20 protein-coding genes are annotated in these 22,164 nt (G+C 62.9%); 11 read left to right on the top strand and 9 right to left on the bottom strand.

What is annotated here, in order from left to right; translation table 11 throughout:
- Positions 1–786 (top strand): enoyl-CoA hydratase/isomerase family protein, encoded by a 786-nt coding sequence (locus XH80_RS14735; protein ID WP_271599179.1) that lies wholly within the window; start codon positions 1–3, stop codon positions 784–786.
- A 93-nt stretch (positions 787–879) separates the two neighbouring features.
- Here the strand turns inward: XH80_RS14735 and XH80_RS14730 are convergent, their stop codons facing one another.
- Positions 880–1,524 (bottom strand): glutathione S-transferase family protein, encoded by a 645-nt coding sequence (locus XH80_RS14730; RefSeq protein ID WP_271599178.1) that lies wholly within the window; start codon positions 1,522–1,524, stop codon positions 880–882.
- A gap of 86 nt (positions 1,525–1,610) precedes the next feature.
- Here XH80_RS14730 and XH80_RS14725 point away from each other — a divergent pair, with 86 nt between their 5' ends.
- Both XH80_RS14725 and XH80_RS14720 read left to right on the top strand, forming a co-directional pair.
- The gene (locus tag XH80_RS14725; protein ID WP_271599177.1) at positions 1,611–2,591 is read left to right on the top strand and encodes a helix-turn-helix transcriptional regulator; all 981 of its coding nucleotides are present in this window, start codon (positions 1,611–1,613) and stop codon (positions 2,589–2,591) included.
- Positions 2,592–2,728: 137 nt separating this feature from the next.
- Positions 2,729–2,968, top strand: a complete 240-nt coding sequence (locus XH80_RS14720; RefSeq protein ID WP_271599176.1) for a hypothetical protein — start codon at positions 2,729–2,731, stop codon at positions 2,966–2,968.
- A gap of 57 nt (positions 2,969–3,025) precedes the next feature.
- Here XH80_RS14720 and XH80_RS14715 read toward each other — a convergent pair whose 3' ends face one another.
- The 3 genes from XH80_RS14715 to XH80_RS14705 form a co-directional block, all read right to left on the bottom strand.
- Complete coding sequence (locus tag XH80_RS14715) at positions 3,026–3,979, bottom strand: fatty acid desaturase (protein ID WP_271599175.1); 954 nt, start codon at positions 3,977–3,979, stop codon at positions 3,026–3,028.
- Between the two features lie 15 nt (positions 3,980–3,994).
- The gene (locus XH80_RS14710; RefSeq protein ID WP_271599174.1) at positions 3,995–5,014 is read right to left on the bottom strand and encodes an alpha/beta fold hydrolase; all 1,020 of its coding nucleotides are present in this window, start codon (positions 5,012–5,014) and stop codon (positions 3,995–3,997) included.
- Between the two features lie 152 nt (positions 5,015–5,166).
- Entirely contained in the window at positions 5,167–5,970 is an 804-nt protein-coding gene (locus XH80_RS14705; RefSeq protein ID WP_271599173.1) for an MBL fold metallo-hydrolase, read from the bottom strand.
- Positions 5,971–6,150: 180 nt separating this feature from the next.
- On the opposite strand from XH80_RS14705, the gene XH80_RS14700 reads away from it, so the two are divergent.
- Positions 6,151–7,344, top strand: coding sequence for an MFS transporter (locus XH80_RS14700; protein ID WP_271599172.1), 1,194 nt, complete (start codon positions 6,151–6,153; stop codon positions 7,342–7,344).
- 31 nt (positions 7,345–7,375) lie between these two features.
- On the opposite strand, the gene XH80_RS14695 is transcribed toward XH80_RS14700, so the two are convergent.
- Positions 7,376–8,989, bottom strand: coding sequence for an acyl-CoA synthetase (locus XH80_RS14695; RefSeq protein WP_271599171.1), 1,614 nt, complete (start codon positions 8,987–8,989; stop codon positions 7,376–7,378).
- Positions 8,990–9,287: 298 nt separating this feature from the next.
- Here XH80_RS14695 and XH80_RS14690 point away from each other — a divergent pair, with 298 nt between their 5' ends.
- The 6 genes from XH80_RS14690 to XH80_RS14665 all read left to right on the top strand — a co-directional run bounded on the left by XH80_RS14690 (position 9,288) and on the right by XH80_RS14665 (position 16,874).
- A complete protein-coding gene (locus XH80_RS14690) occupies positions 9,288–10,040 on the top strand; it encodes a TetR/AcrR family transcriptional regulator (protein WP_271599170.1) in 753 nt (250 codons plus the stop codon).
- A 20-nt stretch (positions 10,041–10,060) separates the two neighbouring features.
- Positions 10,061–11,032 (top strand): ABC transporter permease, encoded by a 972-nt coding sequence (locus tag XH80_RS14685; protein ID WP_271599169.1) that lies wholly within the window; start codon positions 10,061–10,063, stop codon positions 11,030–11,032.
- A gap of 40 nt (positions 11,033–11,072) precedes the next feature.
- The gene (locus XH80_RS14680; RefSeq protein WP_057746322.1) at positions 11,073–12,089 is read left to right on the top strand and encodes a sugar ABC transporter substrate-binding protein; all 1,017 of its coding nucleotides are present in this window, start codon (positions 11,073–11,075) and stop codon (positions 12,087–12,089) included.
- Positions 12,090–12,163: 74 nt separating this feature from the next.
- On the top strand, positions 12,164–14,287 hold the full coding sequence (locus tag XH80_RS14675) for an ABC transporter permease (RefSeq protein WP_271599168.1): 2,124 nt from the start codon (positions 12,164–12,166) through the stop codon (positions 14,285–14,287).
- Positions 14,284–15,381 (top strand): hypothetical protein, encoded by a 1,098-nt coding sequence (locus XH80_RS14670; RefSeq protein WP_271599167.1) that lies wholly within the window; start codon positions 14,284–14,286, stop codon positions 15,379–15,381. The genes XH80_RS14675 and XH80_RS14670 overlap by 4 nt, the downstream gene beginning before the upstream one ends.
- A complete protein-coding gene (locus tag XH80_RS14665) occupies positions 15,378–16,874 on the top strand; it encodes a sugar ABC transporter ATP-binding protein (RefSeq protein WP_271599166.1) in 1,497 nt (498 codons plus the stop codon). The genes XH80_RS14670 and XH80_RS14665 overlap by 4 nt, the downstream gene beginning before the upstream one ends.
- Positions 16,875–16,879: 5 nt before the next feature.
- On the opposite strand, the gene XH80_RS14660 is transcribed toward XH80_RS14665, so the two are convergent.
- From XH80_RS14660 to XH80_RS14650, 3 genes are all read right to left on the bottom strand, one after another.
- Positions 16,880–17,368: a DUF2059 domain-containing protein gene (locus tag XH80_RS14660; protein WP_271599165.1), complete on the bottom strand. Its 489-nt coding sequence runs from the start codon at positions 17,366–17,368 to the stop codon at positions 16,880–16,882.
- 12 nt (positions 17,369–17,380) lie between these two features.
- On the bottom strand, positions 17,381–18,598 hold the full coding sequence (locus XH80_RS14655; RefSeq protein WP_271599164.1) for an OpgC domain-containing protein: 1,218 nt from the start codon (positions 18,596–18,598) through the stop codon (positions 17,381–17,383).
- 484 nt (positions 18,599–19,082) lie between these two features.
- The gene (locus XH80_RS14650) at positions 19,083–19,835 is read right to left on the bottom strand and encodes an SDR family NAD(P)-dependent oxidoreductase (protein ID WP_271599163.1); all 753 of its coding nucleotides are present in this window, start codon (positions 19,833–19,835) and stop codon (positions 19,083–19,085) included.
- Between the two features lie 95 nt (positions 19,836–19,930).
- On the opposite strand from XH80_RS14650, the gene XH80_RS14645 reads away from it, so the two are divergent.
- On the top strand, positions 19,931–20,242 hold the full coding sequence (locus XH80_RS14645) for an ArsR/SmtB family transcription factor (RefSeq protein ID WP_057746303.1): 312 nt from the start codon (positions 19,931–19,933) through the stop codon (positions 20,240–20,242).
- Positions 20,243–20,376: 134 nt separating this feature from the next.
- On the opposite strand, the gene XH80_RS14640 is transcribed toward XH80_RS14645, so the two are convergent.
- The gene (locus XH80_RS14640) at positions 20,377–21,975 is read right to left on the bottom strand and encodes an MASE4 domain-containing protein (protein ID WP_271599162.1); all 1,599 of its coding nucleotides are present in this window, start codon (positions 21,973–21,975) and stop codon (positions 20,377–20,379) included.
- Positions 21,976–22,164: the final 189 nt, after the last annotated feature.

Raw genomic sequence — 22,164 nt, 5'->3', positions numbered from 1 at the left:
ATGTCGGAGACAGCCGACGCGGCTTCTAGCCCCCTGCTCGAAATCGACGGGGCCCGTGCGACCATCCGCCTCAACCGGCCCAAGCATCTCAACCGGCTCCAGGCCGAAGACCTTGGCGAGCTCGTCCACTTGTTCGACCGGATCGAGGCCGATCCCGATATCCGCGTCCTGGTGCTGACCGGCACGGGACGCGCCTTCTCGGCCGGCTACGATCTCAACTCGGTCGCCGAGCGCGCGGTCAGCGCCAACGAGCAGCAGAGCGCGGGCTCGGCCTTCGAAGTCGTGGTCAACCGGCTCGAGGATCTGGGCGTGCCGACGATCTGCCGACTCAATGGCGGCGTGTATGGCGGCTCGACCGATCTCGCGCTCGCCTGCGATTTCCGTATCGGCGTCGACACCGCCGAGATGTTCATGCCGGCGGCCCGGCTCGGGCTGCATTACTACAGCAGCGGCATCAAACGCTACGTGACCCGGCTCGGCGTCGACAATGCCAAGAAGCTGTTCCTCACCGCGCAAAAGATTACTGCGCCGGAAATGCTGCGGATCGGCTACCTCACCGCCATGGTGGCGGTCGAGTTTCTGGACGAGGAAGTCGACAAGCTCGCCAACATCCTCGCCGGCAACGCACCGAATGCGATGCGCGGCATGAAGCGCGCCATCAATGAATTCGCTCGCGGCGAACTGGACGAGGCGGCCGCAGAGCAGCGCCATCGCGACAGCATGCGCGGCGACGAGATCAAGGAAGGTATCAAGGCGTTCGCCGAGAAGCGGGCACCGAGGTTTTGAGGAGGCAGGGCGTCCGAGGGCGCGCCTCATGCTCGGTGGTCGTCCCGGGGCGCGCGAAGCGCGAGCCCGGGACGACACGGAGTGAGGTGTCTGCTAGGCTCCCACAGCCTTGGCATGCTGCGCAGCCATCTCATCGTCCGCCGCGCTGATACGCTGGAACGCCGGTCGCGAGGTGATGCGCTCGGCATAGCGAACGAAGACGTCCTTCTTCGGCACGATGCCGAACATCATGGTCCAGCTGAACGCGACACCCCACAGGACATCGGCGGCGGTCATCCGCTCGCCGAGCAGATACGGCCCCTTCGACAATTGCGTCTCGAGCGCCCCCAGCATGGTGTCGTAGTCGGCATAAGGCGACTGTGTGATCGGGGCTGGCTCGCGTCGCATGAACTTGTCGATCAGGGCCGGCTCGAACGAAGCGCCATAATAGGCGATCCAGCGCAGGTACGGACCGCGCAGCGGATCATTCAGGGTGGGCGTCAACCCCGCCTCGGGGAAGAGATCGGCGAGATAGATGGTGATCGCGACCTGCTCGGTCACGAGCTCCCCGTGGTGATGGATTGCCGGCACCTTGCCGAGCGGATTGATGGCGAGATAGGCCGGTTGCCGCTGCTCGCCCGCCTTCATGTTGAGGGTATGGAGATCGTAGGGCGCCCCCAGTTCCTCCAGCAGCACCCGTGTGCCGGTGGCCCGGCTCTGCGGCGAATAATACAGCGTGATGCGATTCGGGTCGGTCATGGCAGGTCTCCCTCGGGTCGGCTTGCGATGGCGCATCTCTAACCGACCATACCTGACATCCTTTGTCAGGTATGGTTTAAGGAAGCATGCGCGCGAGCCGGATGCTGTCGATCCTCACCACCCTCCAGGCCAAGGGGCAGGTCACCGCACCCGAGCTCGCAGAGGCCTGCGAAGTTTCGGTGCGTACGATCTATCGCGACATCGACGCACTCGCGGCGTCCGGCGTCCCTGTCTATGCCGACCGCGGTGCGGAGGGTGGCTACCGCCTGCTCGATGGCTATCGCGTAAGGCTGAACGGGCTGTCTCAGAGCGAAGCGGGCGCGCTCTTCCTCGCAGGGCTCCCGGGCCCGGCGGCGGCGCTGGGGCTGGATGCCGCGATGATCGCTGCACAGAACAAGCTGATGGCGGCGCTGCCGGCGAATCTGCGTGAAGACGCCGGCCGGATGCAGGAGCGCTTTCATCTGGACGCGCCGGGCTGGTTTGGCGAAACGGAGGAGCCAACGCATCTGCGCACCATTGCCGGCGCCGCTTTGCGCGGAACATTGATCAGGATTCGCTACCAGAGCTGGCGCTCGGAGAAGCAGCGCCGTGTTGCCCCGCTCGGTCTCGTGCTCAAGGGTGGCAGCTGGTATCTCGCAGGTCAAGTCGATGGCAGCGTGCGTACCTATCGCGTCGCGCGCGTGCTTGACTGCACGGCACTCGACGACAGCTTCGATCGCCCTGCCGATTTCGACCTCGCGGCCTACTGGCGGGATGCGACGCTGCGGTTAGAGGCCGAGATGCACCCGAACGTCGCGGTCGTGCGGCTCTCGCCATTCGGCGTAAAACTGCTCGACGCGCTGAGCCAGCCTTACGTCAGGGCGCGCACGCAGATTGAAGAGGCCGCTGATGCGGACGGCTGGCGTATCGCCAGAGTCCCGACGGGCAAGACATCATGGCATGCCGCCGCGGAATTGTTGCGGCTCGGCGCCGAAGCCGAAGTGCTGGAGCCCGCCGATCTCCGCGAGAAGATGGCCGAGATGACGCGGGCGATGGCCGCGCGCTATCGCGCGGCGCGGAAAGCCTGACCGCGGCGGGTTTCGCCGCGCCCGACGAAATCATTCTGAAACACGATTCTCACCTCGCCGTGTGAACGCAATCACGCTTCGGCTCGACCGAGAAGCAGGGACATAACAAAGGCCTCGCGCCACACCGGAGAATGAGAATGTTTCGTAAGCTTGCACTTGGTCTGATCGCCGCCGGCTCGCTCGGCGCCGCCGCTCTCTTGCCGACCGCGGCGTCTGCTCACGGCTTCCACCACCACTGGGGTCCCGGTTGGGGCTTTGGCTATGGCGGCCTCTACGTCAACACCGGCATCGACAATTGCTACCAGGAGCGCGTCCTCCAGACCCGTCACGGCCTGCGTGTCCGCGTCGTGAATGTCTGCGGCTATACCGTCTACTGATAGCGTGCATTCACGACAAAGCTCCGGTCGCGCTGCGACCGGAGTTCTGCGCTAGGTTCAAGCGCCCTTCAGCTGCCTTCGAAACCACGCCCAAGTCTCAAGTGTCGTCCTGATATAGCCGTTGCCGCGATAGACGATCTCGCCGTCGACGATCGCGTTGAGCTTCGGCAATGCGTGAAACGGAATCGACGGGTAGGCGTGGTGCTCGACATGGTAGGGCATGTTCCACGCAATCCATTTGACGATCGCGCCGGTGTAGGTGGTGCGGGTGTTCTGGAAGGCGCTGCGGGTGCGCTCGCAGCCGGTGTGCTCGGCCAGCAGATAGGGCCGCAGGAAGAATTGCCCGATGACCAGCGGAGCGATCCAGACCTTGAGCAGCAGGGTCGAGGAGAACCACACAGAGAGCGCGAACAGCAGGACATAAAGGGCGGCATAGACGCGCGCTTCGGCCACGATGACGGCGCGCTTGTTCTCGGGGATCCAGGGTACCGTGACCTTGCCGGTGACGGCATGACCGAGCATCAGCCGCAGCCGCCCGGCAACCTGGAGCAGACCGCTATAGGCAAGCGCGACCTGGGTGTCGGATTTCGGCTTCACGCCGACGATCAGCTCCGGGTCCTTCTCGGGATCCTGGGTGTAGCGATGATGGTCCCAATGGAACAGGCAGTAATATTCGTAAGGCTGCCCGATGATGAAGGCCGAGAGATAGCCGACCGCGAGGTTGAGGCCGCGGCTCCTGAACGCGGTCTTGTGCGCGGTCTCGTGCAGCGCCATGAACAGGAAGGCGACAAAATAGCCCTGTATCACCATCAGCGGCAACGCCCAGAGGACGCCATAGCGCGAGCTGACCTTCCAGATCAACGATCCGACCAGCACGACCATTGCGTAGTGGCAGAGGCTGCGCACCGCGCCCTTGAGATCGGAGCGAACCGACAATTGGCGCAGCATCGCCGGCGTCAGCGGCTTCAGGCGGTGGCCCGGTTCTGAAACGGAAACGGTCGCGTCAGTCATGATCAGGGACCTGCGTTACGTGTTGAGAAGCTCTGCGATCTCGGCCTTCAGGAAGGCCCGGTCGCGCGGATTGTTGACGGGATTGCCGGCGCGATGGCCGTGCAGCGACGGGATCGGATGCAGCACGGCTGATTTTGCATTAACGAGGCGGCCGAGCTCGTCCTCATTGTCGCGCACGTCGAAGTAACGGTCAGTGGCGCCCGGCATCAGCAGCATGTGCGCCTTGATCGCCCCGAGCGCGCGATCTAAATCGCCGCCGAAGGCAGCGCACCGGCTGATATCGCCAGTCTGCCAGATACCGATCTGCGCCAGCAGATCGTTGGCATCGCGCCGGGCGAAGGTCGCGTCCCAGGCGCGGACGAGATAGTCCTCGAGCGAAGTGAAGCCGGCCTCGCGCCAGAGCTCGTCGCGATAGAAGCCGTGAGACATGGCCCAGCCGGCATAGACGCGCCCCATGGCGCGATAGCCGGCAACGGGCCTTTCGACAAAGCGGCCGTCGCGGAAGGCGGGATCGCCTGACAGCGCAGCCTTCACGGCTTCCAGGAACACGTAATTGTAGGGCGCGCATCGCGCGCTGCCGCAGACGACCGCTGCTCGTTCGACCATGTCGGGGTGAAGCGCGGCCCAGTGATACGCCTGCATGCCTCCCATCGACCAGCCATAGACCAGCGCCAGCTTTGTGATGCCGAAGCGCTCGGTCAGCAGCCGATGCTGGACCGCGACGGCGTCGTGATAGGTGAGCTGCGGGAATGGTTCGTTGCCGGAGTTCGATGGCGACGACGACAGACCGTTGCCGAACAGGTTCGGGATGATGATGAAATAGCTGGTGGGATCGAGCACGCCATCGGACCCGATCAACCACTCGGTGTCGAAATGCTGCGCGCTGAATGAGGTCGGATAGAGAATGACGTTGTCTTTGGCCGAATTCAGCGCGCCATAAGTCTTGTAGGCGAGGTTCATCGCGGGGAAGACAGCGCCGGACTGAAGCACGAAATTGCCGGCCTCAAAGATCTCGTAGTCGCGCCGCCCGGTCATGCGTCCGATTCCCGCTCGCACGGCGACAAAACGCGCCAGCCAAAGCCACGAAGCATTGATCGTGCCGGACCAGCAAACGCATCGTTGCGTCGCGCCGAATATCTATACTTATAGTACAGTTAATAGCGATAGGCAATGGCATTCCGGCCGGCTCAGGCGATGGCAGCAATGTACCGCTCGACCGATGCCGAGAAGGCGGCCTTGGCGCCGCTGGCGATGTTGCGACCCCACCAGGCGCCGTAGATGCGGTCGAACGCGAGAGGCGCGACCGCAGCCGCAATCCGCCGTACCGCGGCGGCGTTGAGCGGCATGTAATTGGGATAAGAATACATGAAGCTGACGAATCGGCGATCCATCGTCACCTGCGCGATATCGCCGGTCAGAAGTGCGCCCTTGCCATCGGCGCCGCGCGCATCATGCAACATGGTGGCACCGCCGAAATGGCCGCCGGTCTGCAACAGCAGCACATCGTCCGAGATGCGATGCTGATCGCCGGTCCAGTGCACGATCGACGGATGCGGCCGTGTCACCCATTGCCGGTCGTCAGCGTGCAGATAGACCGGCACCCCGCCGAACGCTTCGCTCCAGTCCGCAAGCGCACCATAATAATGTGGGTGCGAGATCGCGATCCCTGTCAGGCCGCCGAGCGATTTGACATGGGCGACCGCCTCCGGCGTTGCCAGCGGAATGCAGTCCCACATCACGTACCCTCCGCCATCGGGGACAAGCAGCGCGCGCTGGCCGATCGCAAAGCTCGGCTCGAGCGCGATGCCGGTCAGGCCGAGATCGTCGCGCCAGACGAGGCGGTGACGCTCTGCCAGCGCATCCCGCGTGAGGAAGGCCTGGCCTTTCCAGTTCACATATTGCCGCTCATCTTCGCAGATGGGGCAGGACGCGGGCGGATTTCCGGTGTCCGGAAATTGCGCACCGCAGGTTTCGCAGGTCCAAAGGGGCATGGCGTGATCCGGAACGAGAGTGGACGCCGATGAGGTGACGTCGCGTCCCTCCAATTGCAAGTCCGGAGGAACCAACGCGGTTAGCGCATGTTACTTTTCGGACCGCTCCGGCACAAACAGTCGGCCATTTCCACCTGCGCGAGACCTCATGCGATCGGCAGCATCACGTTCAGCGTTTCGATGACATCGCGTCCCTCGCGCATCTGGCCGCTGTTCGCCGTCAATTTCTTCATGGCGGACATGCAGTCCGGCATCGGCCCATTCGTCGGCGTCTTCCTGCAAGAGCGCGGCTGGACCACCGGCTTGATCGGCACTGCGCTGACGATCGGCAATGTCGCAGGCATGCTGGTGACGACGCCGATCGGCGGCTTCATCGATTCCAGCCACAACAAGCGGCTGTGGGTGGTCATTCCCGGAATCTTTGTGGTCCTTGCCTCCGCCATCATCCTGATCTCGCAGAATTTCTGGGCGGTGACGTTTTCGCAAGTCGCGCAATCGCTGGCGAGCGCTGCGATCGTGCCGGCGGTGACTGGCATCACGCTCGGCATGGCCAAGCAAAAGGGTTTCAATGCGCTGAACGGGCGCAACCAGGCCTTCAACCATGCCGGCAACATGGTCGGCGCGGCGCTGTCGGGCTATCTCGGCTACACCTTCGGCTACGTCGCCGTGTTCGTGCTGGCGGCCGTGTTCGGTGCCATCGCGATCGCCTGCGTGCTGATGATTCCCGCCAAGGCGATCGACGATCGTCAGGCCCGCGGCAGCAAGGAGGATGAGAGCAAGAATCCGCCGGATGCCATATCCGTCCTCCTCAAGCACAAGCCACTCCTCGTGCTGGCGCTCGCGCTTGCCATCTTCCATCTCGGCAATGCAGCCATCGTCCCGCTCTATGGCCTTGCAGCGGTGGCCGAACGTCAGGCCAACGGTCCGAGCTTCGTCGCGACCACCGTCGTCATCGCGCAGGGCGTCATGGTCGTGACGTCGCTGGTTGCCATGCAGGTCGCGGGAAAGCGCAACTACTGGCCGGTGATCCTGGTCTCCTTCTTGTTCTTACCCGTCCGGGGCGTGCTTGCGTTCTTCGTGACGGGATGGTGGGGCGTGGTCCCGATGCAGATATTGGACGGGATGGGCACCGGATTACAGACGGTCGCCGTTCCCGGCATGGTCGCGCGCTCGCTGGACGGCACCGGTCGCATCAATCTCGGCCAAGGTGCCGTCATCACCGTGCAAGGCGTCGGTGCGAGCCTGAGCCCCGCGCTCGGCGGCTGGATCGCGCAATGGATCGGCTACGGCCCGACGTTTTTGCTGCTCGGCGGTTTCGGCCTTGCATCGACGGCGCTGTGGCTGGCCTTCGGCGCGCACGTGAAGAAGTATTGAGCCGGCGTCCTCTTCTCCGAAAAGAAACGCCTCACGTCCCAAAGTTCTTCTGGATCGCCTTGTCGAGCGTCTCGCCCCCGACGAAGCGCTGGCGCAGCTCGCGCTTGAGCAGCTTGCCGCTCGGGTTCTTCGGCAGGCTATCCACGAAAATCACGCGCTTCGGCACCTTGAAAGGCGCCATCTGGCCGGCGCAATGCTGGATGACGCTGTCCTCATCCAGCGTCTCCCCACTCTTGACCACCACGATGGCCGTGACCGCCTCGATCCAACGTGGATCAGGCAGGCCGACGACGGCAACCTCGGAGACCGCGGGAATACGATAGATCATCTCCTCGACCTCGCGGCTGGCGACGTTCTCGCCGCCGGTCTTGATCATGTCCTTGACGCGATCGACCACCGTGATGTGGCCCTCTTCATCGACGGTGGCGAGATCGCCGGAGTGAAACCAGCCACCGGTAAACGCCGCCGCGGTCTTCGCGGGATCATTGTAATAGCCCGACAGCAAATGCGGCGAGCGGTGCACGATCTCGCCGACCTCGCCAACCTTGACGTCCTCCATCGACGTGTTGACCACCCGCGTCTCGACATTGAGCACGGGCTTGCCGGCCGAGCCGGCCTTGCGCAACTGGTCCTCCGGCCGCAGCACGGTCGCGAGCGGCGCGATCTCGGTCTGGCCATAGAAATTCCAGAATTTTACCGCGGGCAGGCGGCGCTGGAGCTCAAGCAGCACCTCCACCGGCATGATCGAGGCGCCGTAATAGCCCTTTTGCAGCGTCGACAAATCGGTCTTGTCGAAGTTCGGCGAGCGCAGCATCGCGATCCAGATCGTCGGCGGCGCGAAGAACGATGTGATCTTGTGTGCCTGGATCAGCGCCAGGATGTTGTCGGCGGTCGGCTTGCCCGTGATGACGCCGGAGGCGCCGAGATAGATTTGCGGACCCAAGAACACGTCGAGCTGGGCGCAGTGATAGAGCGGCAGGGCGTGTAAGAACTTGTCGTCCATGCTCATGCCGCCGTCGATGATACAGCTGACATACTGCCACATCACCGCTTCATGGGTCAGCATCGCGCCCTTGGGCAGGGATTCGGTGCCACTGGTGTAGACGATCTGCGCGAGATCGCGACTATCGACGGAGGCCTCGAGGCCCGAGCCGTCAGCATGAAGCAGACCGTCGAAGGTGGCGAGGTCTGCAGGCGCCGTGGCGGGATCCTCACCCGGCAGCCAGATCATTTTTTCGACCGCGCAATCCTTGGCTGAAGCGGCGCGGGCCGGCTCGACGAAATCAGGGCCCGTGGCCAGCAGCTTGGCGCCGGAGCTCTTGAGGATGAAATTGATCTCGTCCGGGTTAAGCATGAAGTTGATCGGCACCAGTACCGCACCGATCCGCGCCACGGCAAAGCGCAGCGCAGCAAAGGCGTGGGAATTGCGCGACAGCACGGCAACGCGATCGCCCTTCTTCACGTCAAGCCCGAGCAGGCCGCGGCCGAGCCGGTTGCAGACCGTGTCCATCTCCGCGAAGGTCCAGCTCACGCTGCCGCAGCTCACCGCGAGCTTGCTCGGCTCGCGGGCCGCCGATCGGCGCAGGAGATCGCCGATCGAATGCTCGCGCGCTTTCGCGATGGTGGCTCCGATGTCGTTCGACATGTTCGTTCCTCCCGCAATCCGTCATCCGCGTACACGCCAGCCTTGGCCGCCGCCAGACTCTTGCGTTTACGCGCTTTTTCGAGTTCGCAAGAAAAGTATTCGGCGCAACTGGCCACGTCAAATCGGTCAGGGTGATTTTATCGGCCGGAAAAAGCGAGCGAGCGCTCTCTCGGAAAATTCTGGCATGCCCCCTTTCCGGACTGCCACTCTCTGCGCTAGGAATAACGATAAGGGTGCAAAGCCCACGCCTGGGTCAACAACAACGCCAAAGGTCCGGGAAGACATAAGGGGAGGCAGCGTGAACCTCGCGCGCCGACGACCTTGGACGAATGCGTTCTCGACAGAAGCGCTGTGCACGCGCATTCTGGAACGTCATCGCGACTCCATTCGCGTGCGGAAGCCGCGGCTCGCCATCGCAAATTTGACACGCATCATCGACGCCACCCTCGCGCTCTCCAACAAGCAGGGCTTCCACGCCACCACGCTGCGCCAGCTTGCGGAAGCGTCCGGCCTCAGCATGGGCGGCCTCTATACCTATATCGACAGCAAGCCCAGGCTGCTCTCGATGATCCTCGGCGAGGTCGCGGCAACGGCGACCGAGGTTCTGACGGCGCCTCCCGACGACGTCAGGAATGACGCCAACAAGCACCTCGGCTGGATCATCGCGACTCACATCCGCATGAGCGAGGCGATGCAACCCTGGTTCGTGTTCGCTTTCATGGAAGCGAAGTCCTTCCCGCCGGCGGAACGCCAGCGCGCGATCGACATGGAAGCCACCACCGAGAAGATCATCGCCGACGTGCTCCGGCAAGGCGTCGCCAGCGGCGCCTTCACGGTCGAACATGTCGGGCTTACGGCGTCGTTGATCAAGCCGCTGCTGCAGGACTGGTACGTCAAACGCGCCAAATACCGCAAACGCGGCACGTCGATCGACGGATATATCGACGGCGTCGACAATTTCGTAAGCGCCGCCTTGTCGCGCGGAAACCGCAGCAGCGGACGAACGTCCGCCGGGGTTCGCCCGAGGCCAAAGCAAATGGCGCAGCCATAGAACGCAGGAAGGACCGGACGATGAAGCGCTTCCGATTCAGCCAGCAAGAGATCGTCTTTGCCGTCTTTGCTTTGCTGTTCCTGGTGTTCTCGGTCTTCCTGAACGGCTTCCTGACGGCCGACAACATGCTGACGCTGCTCCAGAACGTGGCAGTGCTCGGCATCCTCGGCCTCGCCATGGCGATCGTCGTGATCGGCCGCGGCATCGACATCTCGCTGATCGCAGCGCTCGCGGTGCCCCCCGGGCTCGTGCTGCAAATGGTGCAGAACGGCCATTCACTCCCCTTCTCGTTGCTGACGGCCGCCCTGATCACGATCGCCTTCGGCCTCGTCAATGGCTGGCTGATCGCCTATGCCGAGGTGCCGTCGCTGTTTGCGACGCTCGCAACGGGCCTGTTGCTCGCAGGCCTTGGGCAAGCCGTGCTGTTCCAGCTCGACGTCGTGCAATGGAGTTCGGGCATGGACGGCTTCGAGCGACTCGGACAGGGCACTATTCTCGGCATTCCCACCTCGATCGTGATGTTCGCGATCGCCTGCATGGTGGTCGCATTCCTGCTGCGCCAGACGCGCTGGGGGGCCTACATCTACGCGATCGGCGATAATCCTTACGCTGCACGTGTCACCGGCATTCCGTCCCGCCCGATCATCGTGCTGCAATACGTGATCGCGGCCCTGATCGGCTGTTTCGCAGGTCTCGTGATGGCGGCATCGGTCAATTCGATGCCGACGCGCGTTTTCAACTCGACGCTGATCTACGACGTGATCCTGGTGGTCGTGCTGGGCGGCATCGGTCTCTCCGGCGGCCGCGGCGGCGTGCTGAACGTCATCATCGGCACACTGCTGATCGGCACCATGCTCAATGGCATGACCATCATGGATATCTCCTACGCCGGGCAAAATCTCATCAAGGGCGTGGTGCTGTTGCTCGCCGTCATCACGGACTCTTTCCTGAACCCACGCAACGAAGAAACGGCACAGCAGGGCGACATCTGAACGATCGACAGCAACGACAACTACAACCAAGGAGGAAGCAATGAAGATCTTTGGCAACTCGACCAGGGTACCCCTCGCCGCACTGGCTCTCACCGCACTCACCGGACCGGCGCTCGCCCAGCAGGGCCTCGACGAGCCGTTCCAGAAGCCGTTCAAGGAGGCGCTCGCCGGCAAGACCGTGGCCTATGTGCCGGTCGCGATGAACTTCGACCTCACGGAGGGCTGGTATGCCGGCCTGAAGAAGGAGCTCGAGCCCTACGGCGTCAAGTTCGTGATCCGCGACGCCAATTGGAACACCAACGCCGGCGCACAGGCCGTGACCTCCTTGATCTCGGAGAAGCCGGCGGTGATGGTCGTGCATAATCCTGACGTCCAGACCTACGCAAAACTGCTCCAGCGCGCAGAGAACGAGGGCATCTACGTCATCCAGATCAACATGGGCTCGGCCTATCGCAGCTCCGCCTTCGTCGGTGCCAACTGGGTCGAGATCGGCGAACGCCAGACCGAAGGCGTGGTCAAGGCCTGCGAGGGCAAGTCGAACAAGATCGCGATCATCCAGGGTGCGCTGTCGGCCGCCGCGAGCGCCTATACGCTCAAGGGCGTCGAGAACGTTCTGGCCAAGCATCCCGAAATCAAGGTGGTATCGAGCCAGGCCGCCGATTGGGATGCCGCCAAGGCCAAGGCGATCACGCAAACGGTGCTGAAGCAGAATCCCGATCTCTGCGGCATCGTCGGCTTCTGGGACGGCATGGACATCGGTACCGCAGCGGCCGTGAAGGAAGCAGGGCTCACCGGCAAGGTGTTCTTGGCGACATCGGGCGGCGGCGAACGCAAGGGCGCCTGCGAGCTGGTGAAGTCGGGCGCGTTCGACCTCAACTTGAGCTACGACGTACCGACCCAGGCCACACAAATGGCCGGCACGATCAAGTGGCTGCTGTCCTCGGGCGCCAAGCCCGGCTCGATCAAGGGTTCGGAATACACCACGCTGATTCCGATCACCAAGGAGAACGCCGACAGCCAGACCGCCTGCTGGAATCTCAGCGACCTCAAGAAATAGTCCCGCCAGGGCTCGCGGTCCCCGGGATCTATGCCCGGGGACCTTGCCCCCGATAGTTTCCATGCCCTGCTGGAATGCCGATGCGCGACACAATCACAAGCCTGCGTTACCGCTACTGGCCTGATCATCTTCTCGGAGAAATCCTGTCCAAGCGATGGACCGAGACAGCCATCCCGGTCATCCTGCTCCTGATCGTCGGCTTTGCGTTCAGCCGGTCCATCGACAACTTCCTGTCGCCGGCGAGCCTCGCCGACACCGCGCGCCAGGCCGGCGAGATCGGCTTCATTGCGCTCGGGCTTGCCCTGGTGGTCATCGTCGGCGGCATCGACCTCTCCGTCGGGTCGATCTTCGCACTGACCGATTTCTGCGCGCTCTATCTGCTCGACGTCGCGGGCTGGCCGGTTCCGGCCGTTGTGATCGCTACGCTGCTGTGCGGCGCGCTGCTTGGCGCCGTCAACGGCATTCTGGTCGGATATCTGCGACTCCGCGCCTTCATCACCACGCTGATCACGCTGATCATCTACCGCTCGGCCTATGACCTTTTGATCCAGCGCTACTCCAACGCGATCGCCTCTGCCTTCCCCGACATCCCGTCCTGGGACTTTATCGGCTCCGGCTCTGTCTTGGGCATTCCCACCGTGGCACTCGCCTATATCGTCATCGCGATCTTCGGCCACATCTTCATGACGCGGCTGCGCCCGGGCTGGCACATCACCGCGATCGGCGGCTCGCGCCGCTCGGCCTACAATTCGGGCATTCCGGTTCGCCGCACCATCGCGCTCTGCTACGTCGCAAGCGGCGCGCTGACCAGCGTCGGCGCGCTTTTCTTCGCCTCCCGGCTCGGCACCGTCGGCGGCGACATCGGCGTCGGCCTGGAGGTGATCGTGCTGACCGCGACCGTGCTCGGCGGCATCACGCTCGGCGGCGGCAAGGGCTCGGTCGCCAAATCGGCAGTGGGTGTGCTGATCGTGCTGCTGATCACAAATGGCCTGACGACGATGAACGCACGCGGCGGCGTCAATCGCATGGCACTCGCGGGCATCCTGCTTGTCGCCGCCATGGTCGACATCCGCTGGCAGAAGAACCGGACCCGCATCATCAGCAAGGTCTATGTCGCCCCGACCTATCACGAATTGCCGCCTCCACCACCGACCGAGATCGGGCAAGGCGGCCCATTTGAGCAGAACGACAAGCTCCGTGATGTCGAGGCGATCGGCCTTGGCCGCATCGAGGCGCCGGAAGACGTCATCCTCGATCGCCATGACAATCTCTATGCCGGCTCCCGCCACGGCGACATCATGCGCTTCCTCGCGCCCGACTACCAAAAGATGGAAGTGTTCGCTCATATCGGCGGCCAGCCACTCGGCATGGCCTTCGACCGCGAGGACAATCTCTATGTCTGCATCGGCGGCATGGGGCTCTATCGCATCAAGCCTGACCGCACCGTGGAAAAGGCGACCGACGAGACCAACCGCAGCCTACGCTCGGTCAACGACGACAGCCGCCTGCGCCTCGCTGACGACCTCGACATCACCGAGGATGGCCTGATCTTCTTCTCCGAAGCGACGGTCCGTTACGAGATGGACGAATGGCCCATCGATGGCTTAGAGGCGCGCGGCAATGGCCGCATCATCTGCTACGATACCAAGACCGGCACAACGCGTACCGAGCTGCGCGGACTCAAATTCCCCAACGGCATCTGCGTCGCCAGCGACGGCCAGTCGATCCTGTTCGCCGAGACCTTCGGCTGCTCGATCAAGCGTTATTGGTTCGCCGGGCCGAAGAAAGGCGCGGTTGAGGTCGTCATGGACAATCTGCCTGGATACCCCGACAACATCAACCTCGCCTCGGACGGCAATTACTGGCTGGCGCTGGTCGGCATGCGCAGCCCCTCGCTCGACCTCGCCTGGAAGATGCCGGGCTTCCGCCGCCGCATGGCCAAGCGCGTACCAGTCGATGAGTGGCTGTTTCCCAACATCAACACCGGCTGCGTGGTTAAATTCAATGAGCAGGGCAGGATCCTCGAATCGTTCTGGGATCTGCACGGCGAGAACCATCCGATGATCACCTCGATGCGCGAGCATCGCGGCTACCTCTATCTCGGCGGCATCCTCAACAACCGGATCGGCCGTTACAAGCTCGACAACGCCGATCCGAACTTCGTTCAGTATGACAAAAGGTGGGGGAAGCAGTCGTGATCGCGGCCGTCAGAGACTTCGCCAACCGCTTTCTCGGACGCGGCGACGCCACCATCACCGTGCCGTCCTTCGACGGCGCGTTGAAGCCGAACCAGAAGCTGGAATCGGCCGAAACCTTGCTGACCTGCGAGTCACCTGCGGATCTTGCCGCTGACGGCAACAAGCTCTTTATTGCAGACGGACGAAGGCTGTTGTCTCTGGACGGCGGCTCGGCCTCTGAATTGCGCCGCTTCGAGCAGCCAATCTCCGCACTCTGTGCCCTGCCCTGTGGCGGCCTCGCCGTCGCGCTCGGTGGGCGTGAGGTCCGCGTCTACGAAAGCCCCTCGGCCGAGCAGCCGAGCGTAAGCTTTGCCGATACCGCGTTCAATGCGATCAATGCACTCGCGCTGGCGGAGGACAGTGCGCTGATTGCGACAGACGGCTCTGCAACATGCAGTGTCGACGATTGGGCACGTGACCTGCTGGAGCTCAACCGCAGCGGCCGCGTGTACCGGCTCGATCCCGGCAGCAGGACCGTGACGCGATTGGCCCAAGGCCTCGGCTATGCCTTCGGTGCCTGCGCGCATGGTAACGCCATGCTGGTCAGCGAGAGCTGGCGCCATCGCCTCGTTCTTGTCTCGCCAGGTGCATCGCCGAAGATCGTGCTCGCTCACCTGCCCGTCTATCCATCACGGCTGTCGAAAGCCTCGGGCGGAGGCTACTGGCTCACCGCCTTCACCGCGCGGACCCAGCTTGTCGAGTTCGTGCTGCGCGAACCCGGCTATCGGCGCCGCATGATGGCCGAGATCGCACCCGAGCACTGGGTTGCACCGCGGCTGCGTTCCGGGCGCTCGTTCAAGGAGCCAATGCAGGGCGCGCACATCAAGACCATGGGCGTCATCAAGCCGTGGGCGCCGCCGCGTTCCTATGGCCTCGTCATCCGTCTCGATGCCGACGGCCAGCCGCTCTATTCGCTGCACAGCCGGGTCGACGGCATCAATCACGGCGTCGTCGCGGCCGTCGAGATGGGCAGCGATCTCGTGCTGATCGCCAAGGGACCGGGCCGCATTTTGAGGCTGCCCATTGCCGGCCTTGCCGAGGAGTTTCGGACATGAGCGACATCGCACTCTCGCTGCGCGAGGCAACAAAGCTCTATGCCGGCGTGCCCGCCATCGACGGGGTCGACTTCGATCTGCGCCGCGGTGAGATCCATGCACTTGTCGGCGAGAACGGTGCCGGCAAGTCGACCCTCACCAAGGTGATGGCGGGCGTGGTGACGCTGACCTCGGGGACCATGACAGTCGACGGCGCCGAGGTCGCGCCGAAGACACCGCTTGAGGCGCGCAATCTCGGCATCGCCATGGTGTTCCAGGAGAACAGCCTGGTGCCGACCATGACGGTGGCGCAAAACCTGTTTCTGGGGCAGGAGAAGTTTTACAACCGCCTGCGGGGGATCTACATCGCCGCGCAGCAGTTCCTGCAATCGCTCAATTTCGACGTGACGCCGACCGCCACCGTCAGCGGCCTTGGCGCGGCCAAGAAGCAGATGGTCGAGATCGCGCGCGCGGTGCTGCACCGTGCCAAGGTCATCATCTTCGATGAGCCGACCGCATCGCTGACCCCGGAAGAAAAGAAATATTTCTTCGACCTTGTCCGCGACCTCAAGAAGCGCGGCGTCTCGATCGTCTTCATTTCGCATGCGCTTGAAGAAGCGCTGCTGCTCGCCGACCGCATCACGGTGCTGCGCGACGGCAAGCATGTGGTCACCGACGATGTCGCCAAGTTCGATCGCGCCGCCATCGTGCAAGCCATGGTCGGACGCGACCTCTCCAACACCCTCTACGGCGCACGCAAGAACAGCGTGCGCCCGGCCGGCGCGCGCGTGCTCACGGTGCAGAATTTAAAGATGGCACCAATGGTGAAGAACAATTCGCTATCGGTGTTCGCTGGTCAAATTACCGGCGTGTTCGGCCTCGTTGGTGCAGGCCGCACCGAAACCTTCAAGATCGTCGCCGGCGTGCTCAAGCGCGACTTCTTCCATGGCGGCGAGATCCTGCTGCACGACCAGCCGGTGCGCTACCGCGTGCCGGCGCCGGCGGTGAAGGCTGGCATCGCCTATGTCACGGAGGACCGCAAGGTCGAGGGCTTCTTCGAGACGTCTTCGATCGCGCGCAACATCTATCTCGGCCTTTTGTCGAAGTTTCCGCGGGGCCGGATGATGCTGTCGCGGCGGGAGACGGATGCGGTCGGCAAGTCCTGGATCGAGAAGCTCAAGGTTCGCGCCATCGGCGATCAGGTCAAGGTGGTCGAACTGTCGGGCGGCAATCAGCAGAAGGTGGTGATCGCGAAGTCGCTGGTGCAGGAGCCCGACTTGATCATCTTCGACGAGCCGACCCGCGGCGTCGATGTCGGCGCCATCGTCGAGATCCACGAGTTGATCAACCGGCTCGCTGACGAGGGCAAGGCGGTGGTGGTGATCTCGTCCTATCTGCCCGAGATCATGGCGCTGTCCGACCGCATCCTGGTGTCGCGCCAGGGCAAGGTGGTGGAAGAGTTCTCCGCGCTGGAAGCGACGGAGGAGAAGATCATGTACGCGGCGATCCACTGAGGGGCCTACAGCTTGTGTCCCTTCTGGCGCAGCGCCTCGATCAGGCGCTGCTTCAATTGGTCACCGGCCTTCTGGCTGACATCCTGAGCGATCTGCGCGCTCGCCTGCGCCAGCGCATCGGATTGCGCCAGGAATTTCTGTCCGGCCGGCTGGGCGTAGAACGCCTCGATCTGGCGCAGCTCGTCCGGGGTGAAGCTTGCGGCATAGACGGCGGCGATCTGGTCGACCATCGCGTTGAAGAGCGGGGGGAAGATCTCGGCACCCGGCGCCGTCATCGCGTCATAGTCGCGCTCGATCTCCGGCCTTTCCTGCGTCACCACCGGCCGCAGCTTGAGCAGCAGCTGCGGCAGCTGCGCGCGGTATTGATCGGCGATCTTCAGCGTGACCACGAGCTTGCGCGCCGCATTCATCGCCTCGGGCGACGGCGCTTGCGCGGAAGCGCGGCCAACGAGGAGCAGGAGGATACCGGCGATCGCGAGCAAACGTCTGGACATGGACCTCTCCCCTCAGCGGCGCGCCGGCGCGGCGGCGGTTGCAGCAGGCACGATCTCGACGGCGGCGGTTTGGGGCTCTTCGACTTCCGACACTTTCACGAAGAGGTTCGGCACACGCTCGGCCCGATCGAGCAGCCAGGCGACGACGATCATGATGATGATGCCGAGGAAAGAGACCGCGAGCTGCTCCCAGACGCCCTTGGTGTATTGCGTCAGGATCCAGTGCGCGGAGAACGACAGGAACACGCCGAGACAGAAGATCGGCAGTGAGTGCTGGCCGCAGAGGATGATCGGACGCAGCCAGGAGGTATGCAGCGCTTTCCAATGGCGCGGCAGGAAATGCGTCACCCAGATCGCCAGCGCCAGGAAATGCGTGAAGCGCAGCATGTCGAGGTCGGTCTTGTCGATCGGGTAGATCGCCTTGATCATCCATTTCGGGATCATGGCCTCGAGCGCGGGGATGTGCCAGGTCATCACGATGATGAAGGCGAAGACGAGCCAGGCCGCGGCCAGCGTCATTGCGGCCCTCGACCATACCCACTGGCTGATCTTCTCAATCTGGCCGATGCCGCACCAGGCGGCGAACACGAACATCAGCTGCCAGCAGAACGGATTGAAATACCAGGTCGTGCCCGGCGGGTAGGAGGCAACGTTCCAGTCGAACCAGCGCGACAGCACGTAGAGCGCCACGGACCCCGCAAGCGTCAGGTTCGGCAGGCGCACCAGGCACCAGACGATGAAGGGCGAGGCAAATATCAGCGTGATGTAGAGCGGCAGCACGTCGAGATTGACCGGCTTGTATTTGAGCAGGATCGCCTGCCCGATCAACTCGTCCGGATGCGCCAGGAAATTGAAGACGTTGAACTCGTGCTCGTACATCGGATTGTCGAAGCGGCGGGCGGTGCGGGCGATCTGCGCCGTGAACAGCAGGAACAGCATGATGTGGGCGACATACATTTCCGCCGTCCGCCGCCACAGCCGCTTCAGCGCGGCAAGGAACCAGCCGCCGGCGATGATCGGCCCGTAGATCCAGCCAACCAGATAGCCGGAGATGAAGACGAAGAACTCGGCGGCGTCGCTGAAGCCGTAATTGCGCAGCGTCAGCCAGGCCACGACGTCGTGCGGGATGTGATCGAGGAAGATCATCCACAGGCCGATGCCGCGGAAGAGGTCGAGCCGCAAGTCGCGCTCGACCGGCGCCAACAGTGCTGCCTGATCCCGTATGCTCATGGCCCCCGCCTCGTCAGGTAGGCGTCGCGCCATCGCGGCGCCGGCGAAATCGGATGCTAAAAAAGATCAATCAAAAGGTCACCTAACCCTGCGGTTAGAGCGCCAACGGTAGCCGACCTTGGTGGCCGCGCAAGGGACTTTGTCGTCACATGCGTCGGCAGCGCGCGCAAAGCCCGGAACAACCCCATGCACAGTAGCTAAACCCTTGCATATCTTACAAAAATCGTTCTGCCCGTCGGGCAAACCGGCGGCGAGCGCGATTGCCGCCTCAGGCGAGCTGATCGCCCCCGGTCGGCGGTGTGTTGGAAGACATCAAGGCGCGGGCCGGTATGTTGCCGGCCCGCTTTCTTGTCGAACCACCGAGGATCGCTGGAGCGGCGACCGGGCTCGATCGAGCCACGATTGCGGACGCTGGCTCCGCCCGTCAGGCGATGGGTTTCGCAAGAGCGAAAGCCATCCTGGGCCGCCGGGGCAGCTTTGCTCGCTAGCGAAGCCCGCCGGTGACGTGAAGTGTCTCGCCGGTGACGTAGGACGAATCGTCCGATGCGAAGAAGGCCACCGCGGCGGCGATCTCCTCGACCTTGCCGATGCGGCCGAGCGGGGTGGCGGATTCGATCCAGTTGCGCATGTCGCCCTCGTGCAGCCCCGCCGACACGACGCCTTCGGTTGCGATCATGCCGGGATTGACGGCGTTGACGCGAATCTTGCGCGGCGCGAGCTCCTTCGACAGCACGGCGGTGATCGCATCCACCGAGGCCTTGGTCGCGGTGTAAACGGCGGTGTTTGGCGGCGCGATGGTCGATACGCCGGAGGAGATGTTGATGATGCTTCCGCCATTGGCGTTGAAGTGCTTCGCCGCTTCACCCGAGACCAGCAGCAGGCCAAGCACATTGAGGTCGAAATGCTTGTGGAAATGCTCGGGCGTGATGGCCTCGAGCGGCGCGAACTCGTAGATGCCGGCGTTGTTGACGAGGATGTCGATCGCACCGAACGCCTTCACGGTCTCCGCGACGACGTTCTTCACGTCCTTGGCGTCGGCCAGATTGCCATGGACCGCGACGGCTTTGCCGCCCCTGGCGATGATGCCGGCGACCACGCGGTCGGCGGCCTGCTTGCTGGAGCTGTAATTGACGGCAACCGCCGCGCCCTCGGCCGCAAGCCGGGCGGAGATTTCGGCACCTATGCCTTTGGATGCGCCGGTCACCAGGGCAACTTTACCTTCGAGTCTCTTGGTCATCGCATGTGTTCCATTGTTCGGCGGGATGCCGATATTCAATAGTTCAATACTAGTGAACTATTGGACCAATTCAAGGGACGTGCTATATTTTGGGCATGGCCCAGTTCGTTCACCCGGCGCGGGAGGAGATCACACTGGCGGGGGTGCTCGGCGCGCTCGCGGATCCCATGCGGCTGCGTATCGTCAAGAGCCTGGCCGCACAGAAGGATTGCATGTCGTGCACCGAGGCGGCGCCTTGCCCCGATATGGCGAAGTCGACGCTCTCGAACCATTTTCGCATTCTGCGGGAGGCCGGCCTGGTCCGGACGTCAAAGCAAGGCGTCCAGCACCGCAACGTCCTGCGCGAGGAAGACATCAACGCGCGATTTCCGAAGCTGCTCAAGATGATCCTGAGCTTTCCGGACTGAATGCGGAGGCGCAGTCACGCGCAGGATGGGTCGGGCGAAGCGAAGCCCATCAAAATCGTTTCTGATCGGATCGCACCAACGATCGCTTGGGTACCGGCCGTCAGGCGATGGGTTTCGCAAAAGCTCAACCCATCCTACGAGCTACCAATGTGCACGGTGGGTAGAATCACTCGGAATGACGCTCCACGCTTGCCGTCGGACGAGGCGATAAGAGTACCCTTGTGATTCTCGACGATCGAGCGGCAGATGGCGAGTCCCAACCCTGTGCCATTAGCTTTGGTCGTAACGAACGCGTCGAATATCTCCTCCAACCGTTCTGGGACAATTCCAGGCCCCGTGTCGGCTATCTCCAAAATGGCGTTTCCGCTGCCATCCGTATTGGTTTTCAATTTCAATGTCCGACGAGCGGGCTCGACCGCTTCCATAGCCTCGATCGCGTTGCGGATCAGATTAGCGATGACTTCCTCAAGTTGAATGCGGTTACCCATGATTCGTGGCAATCTGCCGTCGAATTCAACGGTTGTTTCTATGTGTCCAAGGCCCTCGCGGAGAAGCTGCAATACAGCATGCCCAGCGGCGTTTAGATCGATCGGAGTCTTCTCCGTGCCAGCTCTCCCAAAGAGCTGACGTATATTGTTCAGAATTTCATTCACCCGATCGACGTCGGCGACCACGTCATTCAACGCGGGTCGAACCTCTTCGAGATCGGGTGGATCAACTTGAAACATTGCTTGTGCCGCCTCCGCGTTGAGCCTGGCGGAGCTGAGCGGCTGCTTGATCTCATGCGAAATCGACGCCAACGCCGCTTGCAAGGTCATGAGCTTGTTGTCGTGCTCGCGCAGGAGCTGCATGTTTGCGCGGGCCAATCGATCGTAAAGCCTGGTCGTTTCGCCAAGCAGCCGCACCAGAACGTAGACCGAGGTCGCGAGCAAGAACGCCCGGCCTGCGTAATAGCCGAGAGTCCAACGCGAAATGCTGAAGAAAATCGGAAGTATCTTGTCGGGCACCATCCCACCCAGAACCAGGATGAGCCAGTAATCGAGGATCGAGCGCCGGCGCATCCAGAGGACTGCCATTGCGGCGACAGTGACTGATAGTTCCGCAGCGGAAGCAATCGCGGCCCGCGTGGGGATCATGTGGATGCGATCCGGGGCAAAGACGGCGGGCAAAAATGGCTCCCCCGCGGTGGCAACCCAAGTGAGGGCACACACAAGAATGCCGACAAGCGCCACGCACCAACCAATCGCGGGCACCGCGGAACCATATTTCTTCGCGTGAGGACCATCGCGGTCCTTGATCCAACCGTAGGCCGCCATGAAAGCCGGCGAGCCAATATGCCAGAAGATGTAGAGCCAGGTTGAGCTCTGAGGGCCCGCGCCCAAGAGGCCGTCCTCCGCGAAAGCGCCCGGAAATGTGAGTGCCTGGGGGATGACGATCAACGCCGTAAAGACGTAGCCGCTGGCCAATATCAGAAGCGCAGTTGATCGTGTGATCGAATATTGCGCGAATAGCAGCACAGCGGTGATGAGATCATTGGCGAACATGACCGCTTGCACCGAAGGGATGAAAGCCGGAAGCGGCTTAAGCGGTATTTCCGCGAGCGGCGCTACGACGACAAATGCGACCAGTTGCACGACGGCGAGGATGAGGACCACACGACGTTGCCGGGGCGTCGCGGGCAAGTCCGCGACCGCCAGGATGGAATGCTCGCGGGAGATGGTCTTGTTTTCCACGCGGTGCCCCTCGTTCGCGTGGATGATAGGATTTTGTGCCGAAACAATCCATATCGCAGGCGCAGCGCGGAGGATGGGTTGAGCGAAGCGAAACCCATCCTACTTGGTTCTCTCGCATGGATACCACCAAAGATTGCAGGTGGTAGCTTCGCCCATCAGGTGATGGGTTTCGCAAGAGCTCGACCCATC

This window comes from Bradyrhizobium sp. CCBAU 45384 (genome assembly GCF_028128665.1).
Lineage (GTDB): Bacteria > Pseudomonadota > Alphaproteobacteria > Rhizobiales > Xanthobacteraceae > Bradyrhizobium > Bradyrhizobium manausense.
Note: the sequence above shows the minus strand (reverse complement) of the source record. Positions and strands in the feature narration are given on the sequence as shown.

Coding starts and splice junctions, on each gene's coding strand:
- XH80_RS14735 (WP_271599179.1), top strand. CDS start 1: ATGTCGGAGACAGCCGACGCGGCTTCTAGCCCCCTGCTCGAAATCGAC.
- XH80_RS14730 (WP_271599178.1), bottom strand. CDS start 1,524: ATGACCGACCCGAATCGCATCACGCTGTATTATTCGCCGCAGAGCCGG.
- XH80_RS14725 (WP_271599177.1), top strand. CDS start 1,611: ATGCGCGCGAGCCGGATGCTGTCGATCCTCACCACCCTCCAGGCCAAG.
- XH80_RS14720 (WP_271599176.1), top strand. CDS start 2,729: ATGTTTCGTAAGCTTGCACTTGGTCTGATCGCCGCCGGCTCGCTCGGC.
- XH80_RS14715 (WP_271599175.1), bottom strand. CDS start 3,979: ATGACTGACGCGACCGTTTCCGTTTCAGAACCGGGCCACCGCCTGAAG.
- XH80_RS14710 (WP_271599174.1), bottom strand. CDS start 5,014: ATGACCGGGCGGCGCGACTACGAGATCTTTGAGGCCGGCAATTTCGTG.
- XH80_RS14705 (WP_271599173.1), bottom strand. CDS start 5,970: ATGCCCCTTTGGACCTGCGAAACCTGCGGTGCGCAATTTCCGGACACC.
- XH80_RS14700 (WP_271599172.1), top strand. CDS start 6,151: ATGACATCGCGTCCCTCGCGCATCTGGCCGCTGTTCGCCGTCAATTTC.
- XH80_RS14695 (WP_271599171.1), bottom strand. CDS start 8,989: ATGTCGAACGACATCGGAGCCACCATCGCGAAAGCGCGCGAGCATTCG.
- XH80_RS14685 (WP_271599169.1), top strand. CDS start 10,061: ATGAAGCGCTTCCGATTCAGCCAGCAAGAGATCGTCTTTGCCGTCTTT.
- XH80_RS14680 (WP_057746322.1), top strand. CDS start 11,073: ATGAAGATCTTTGGCAACTCGACCAGGGTACCCCTCGCCGCACTGGCT.
- XH80_RS14675 (WP_271599168.1), top strand. CDS start 12,164: ATGCCGATGCGCGACACAATCACAAGCCTGCGTTACCGCTACTGGCCT.
- XH80_RS14665 (WP_271599166.1), top strand. CDS start 15,378: ATGAGCGACATCGCACTCTCGCTGCGCGAGGCAACAAAGCTCTATGCC.
- XH80_RS14660 (WP_271599165.1), bottom strand. CDS start 17,368: ATGTCCAGACGTTTGCTCGCGATCGCCGGTATCCTCCTGCTCCTCGTT.
- XH80_RS14655 (WP_271599164.1), bottom strand. CDS start 18,598: ATGAGCATACGGGATCAGGCAGCACTGTTGGCGCCGGTCGAGCGCGAC.
- XH80_RS14650 (WP_271599163.1), bottom strand. CDS start 19,835: ATGACCAAGAGACTCGAAGGTAAAGTTGCCCTGGTGACCGGCGCATCC.
- XH80_RS14645 (WP_057746303.1), top strand. CDS start 19,931: ATGGCCCAGTTCGTTCACCCGGCGCGGGAGGAGATCACACTGGCGGGG.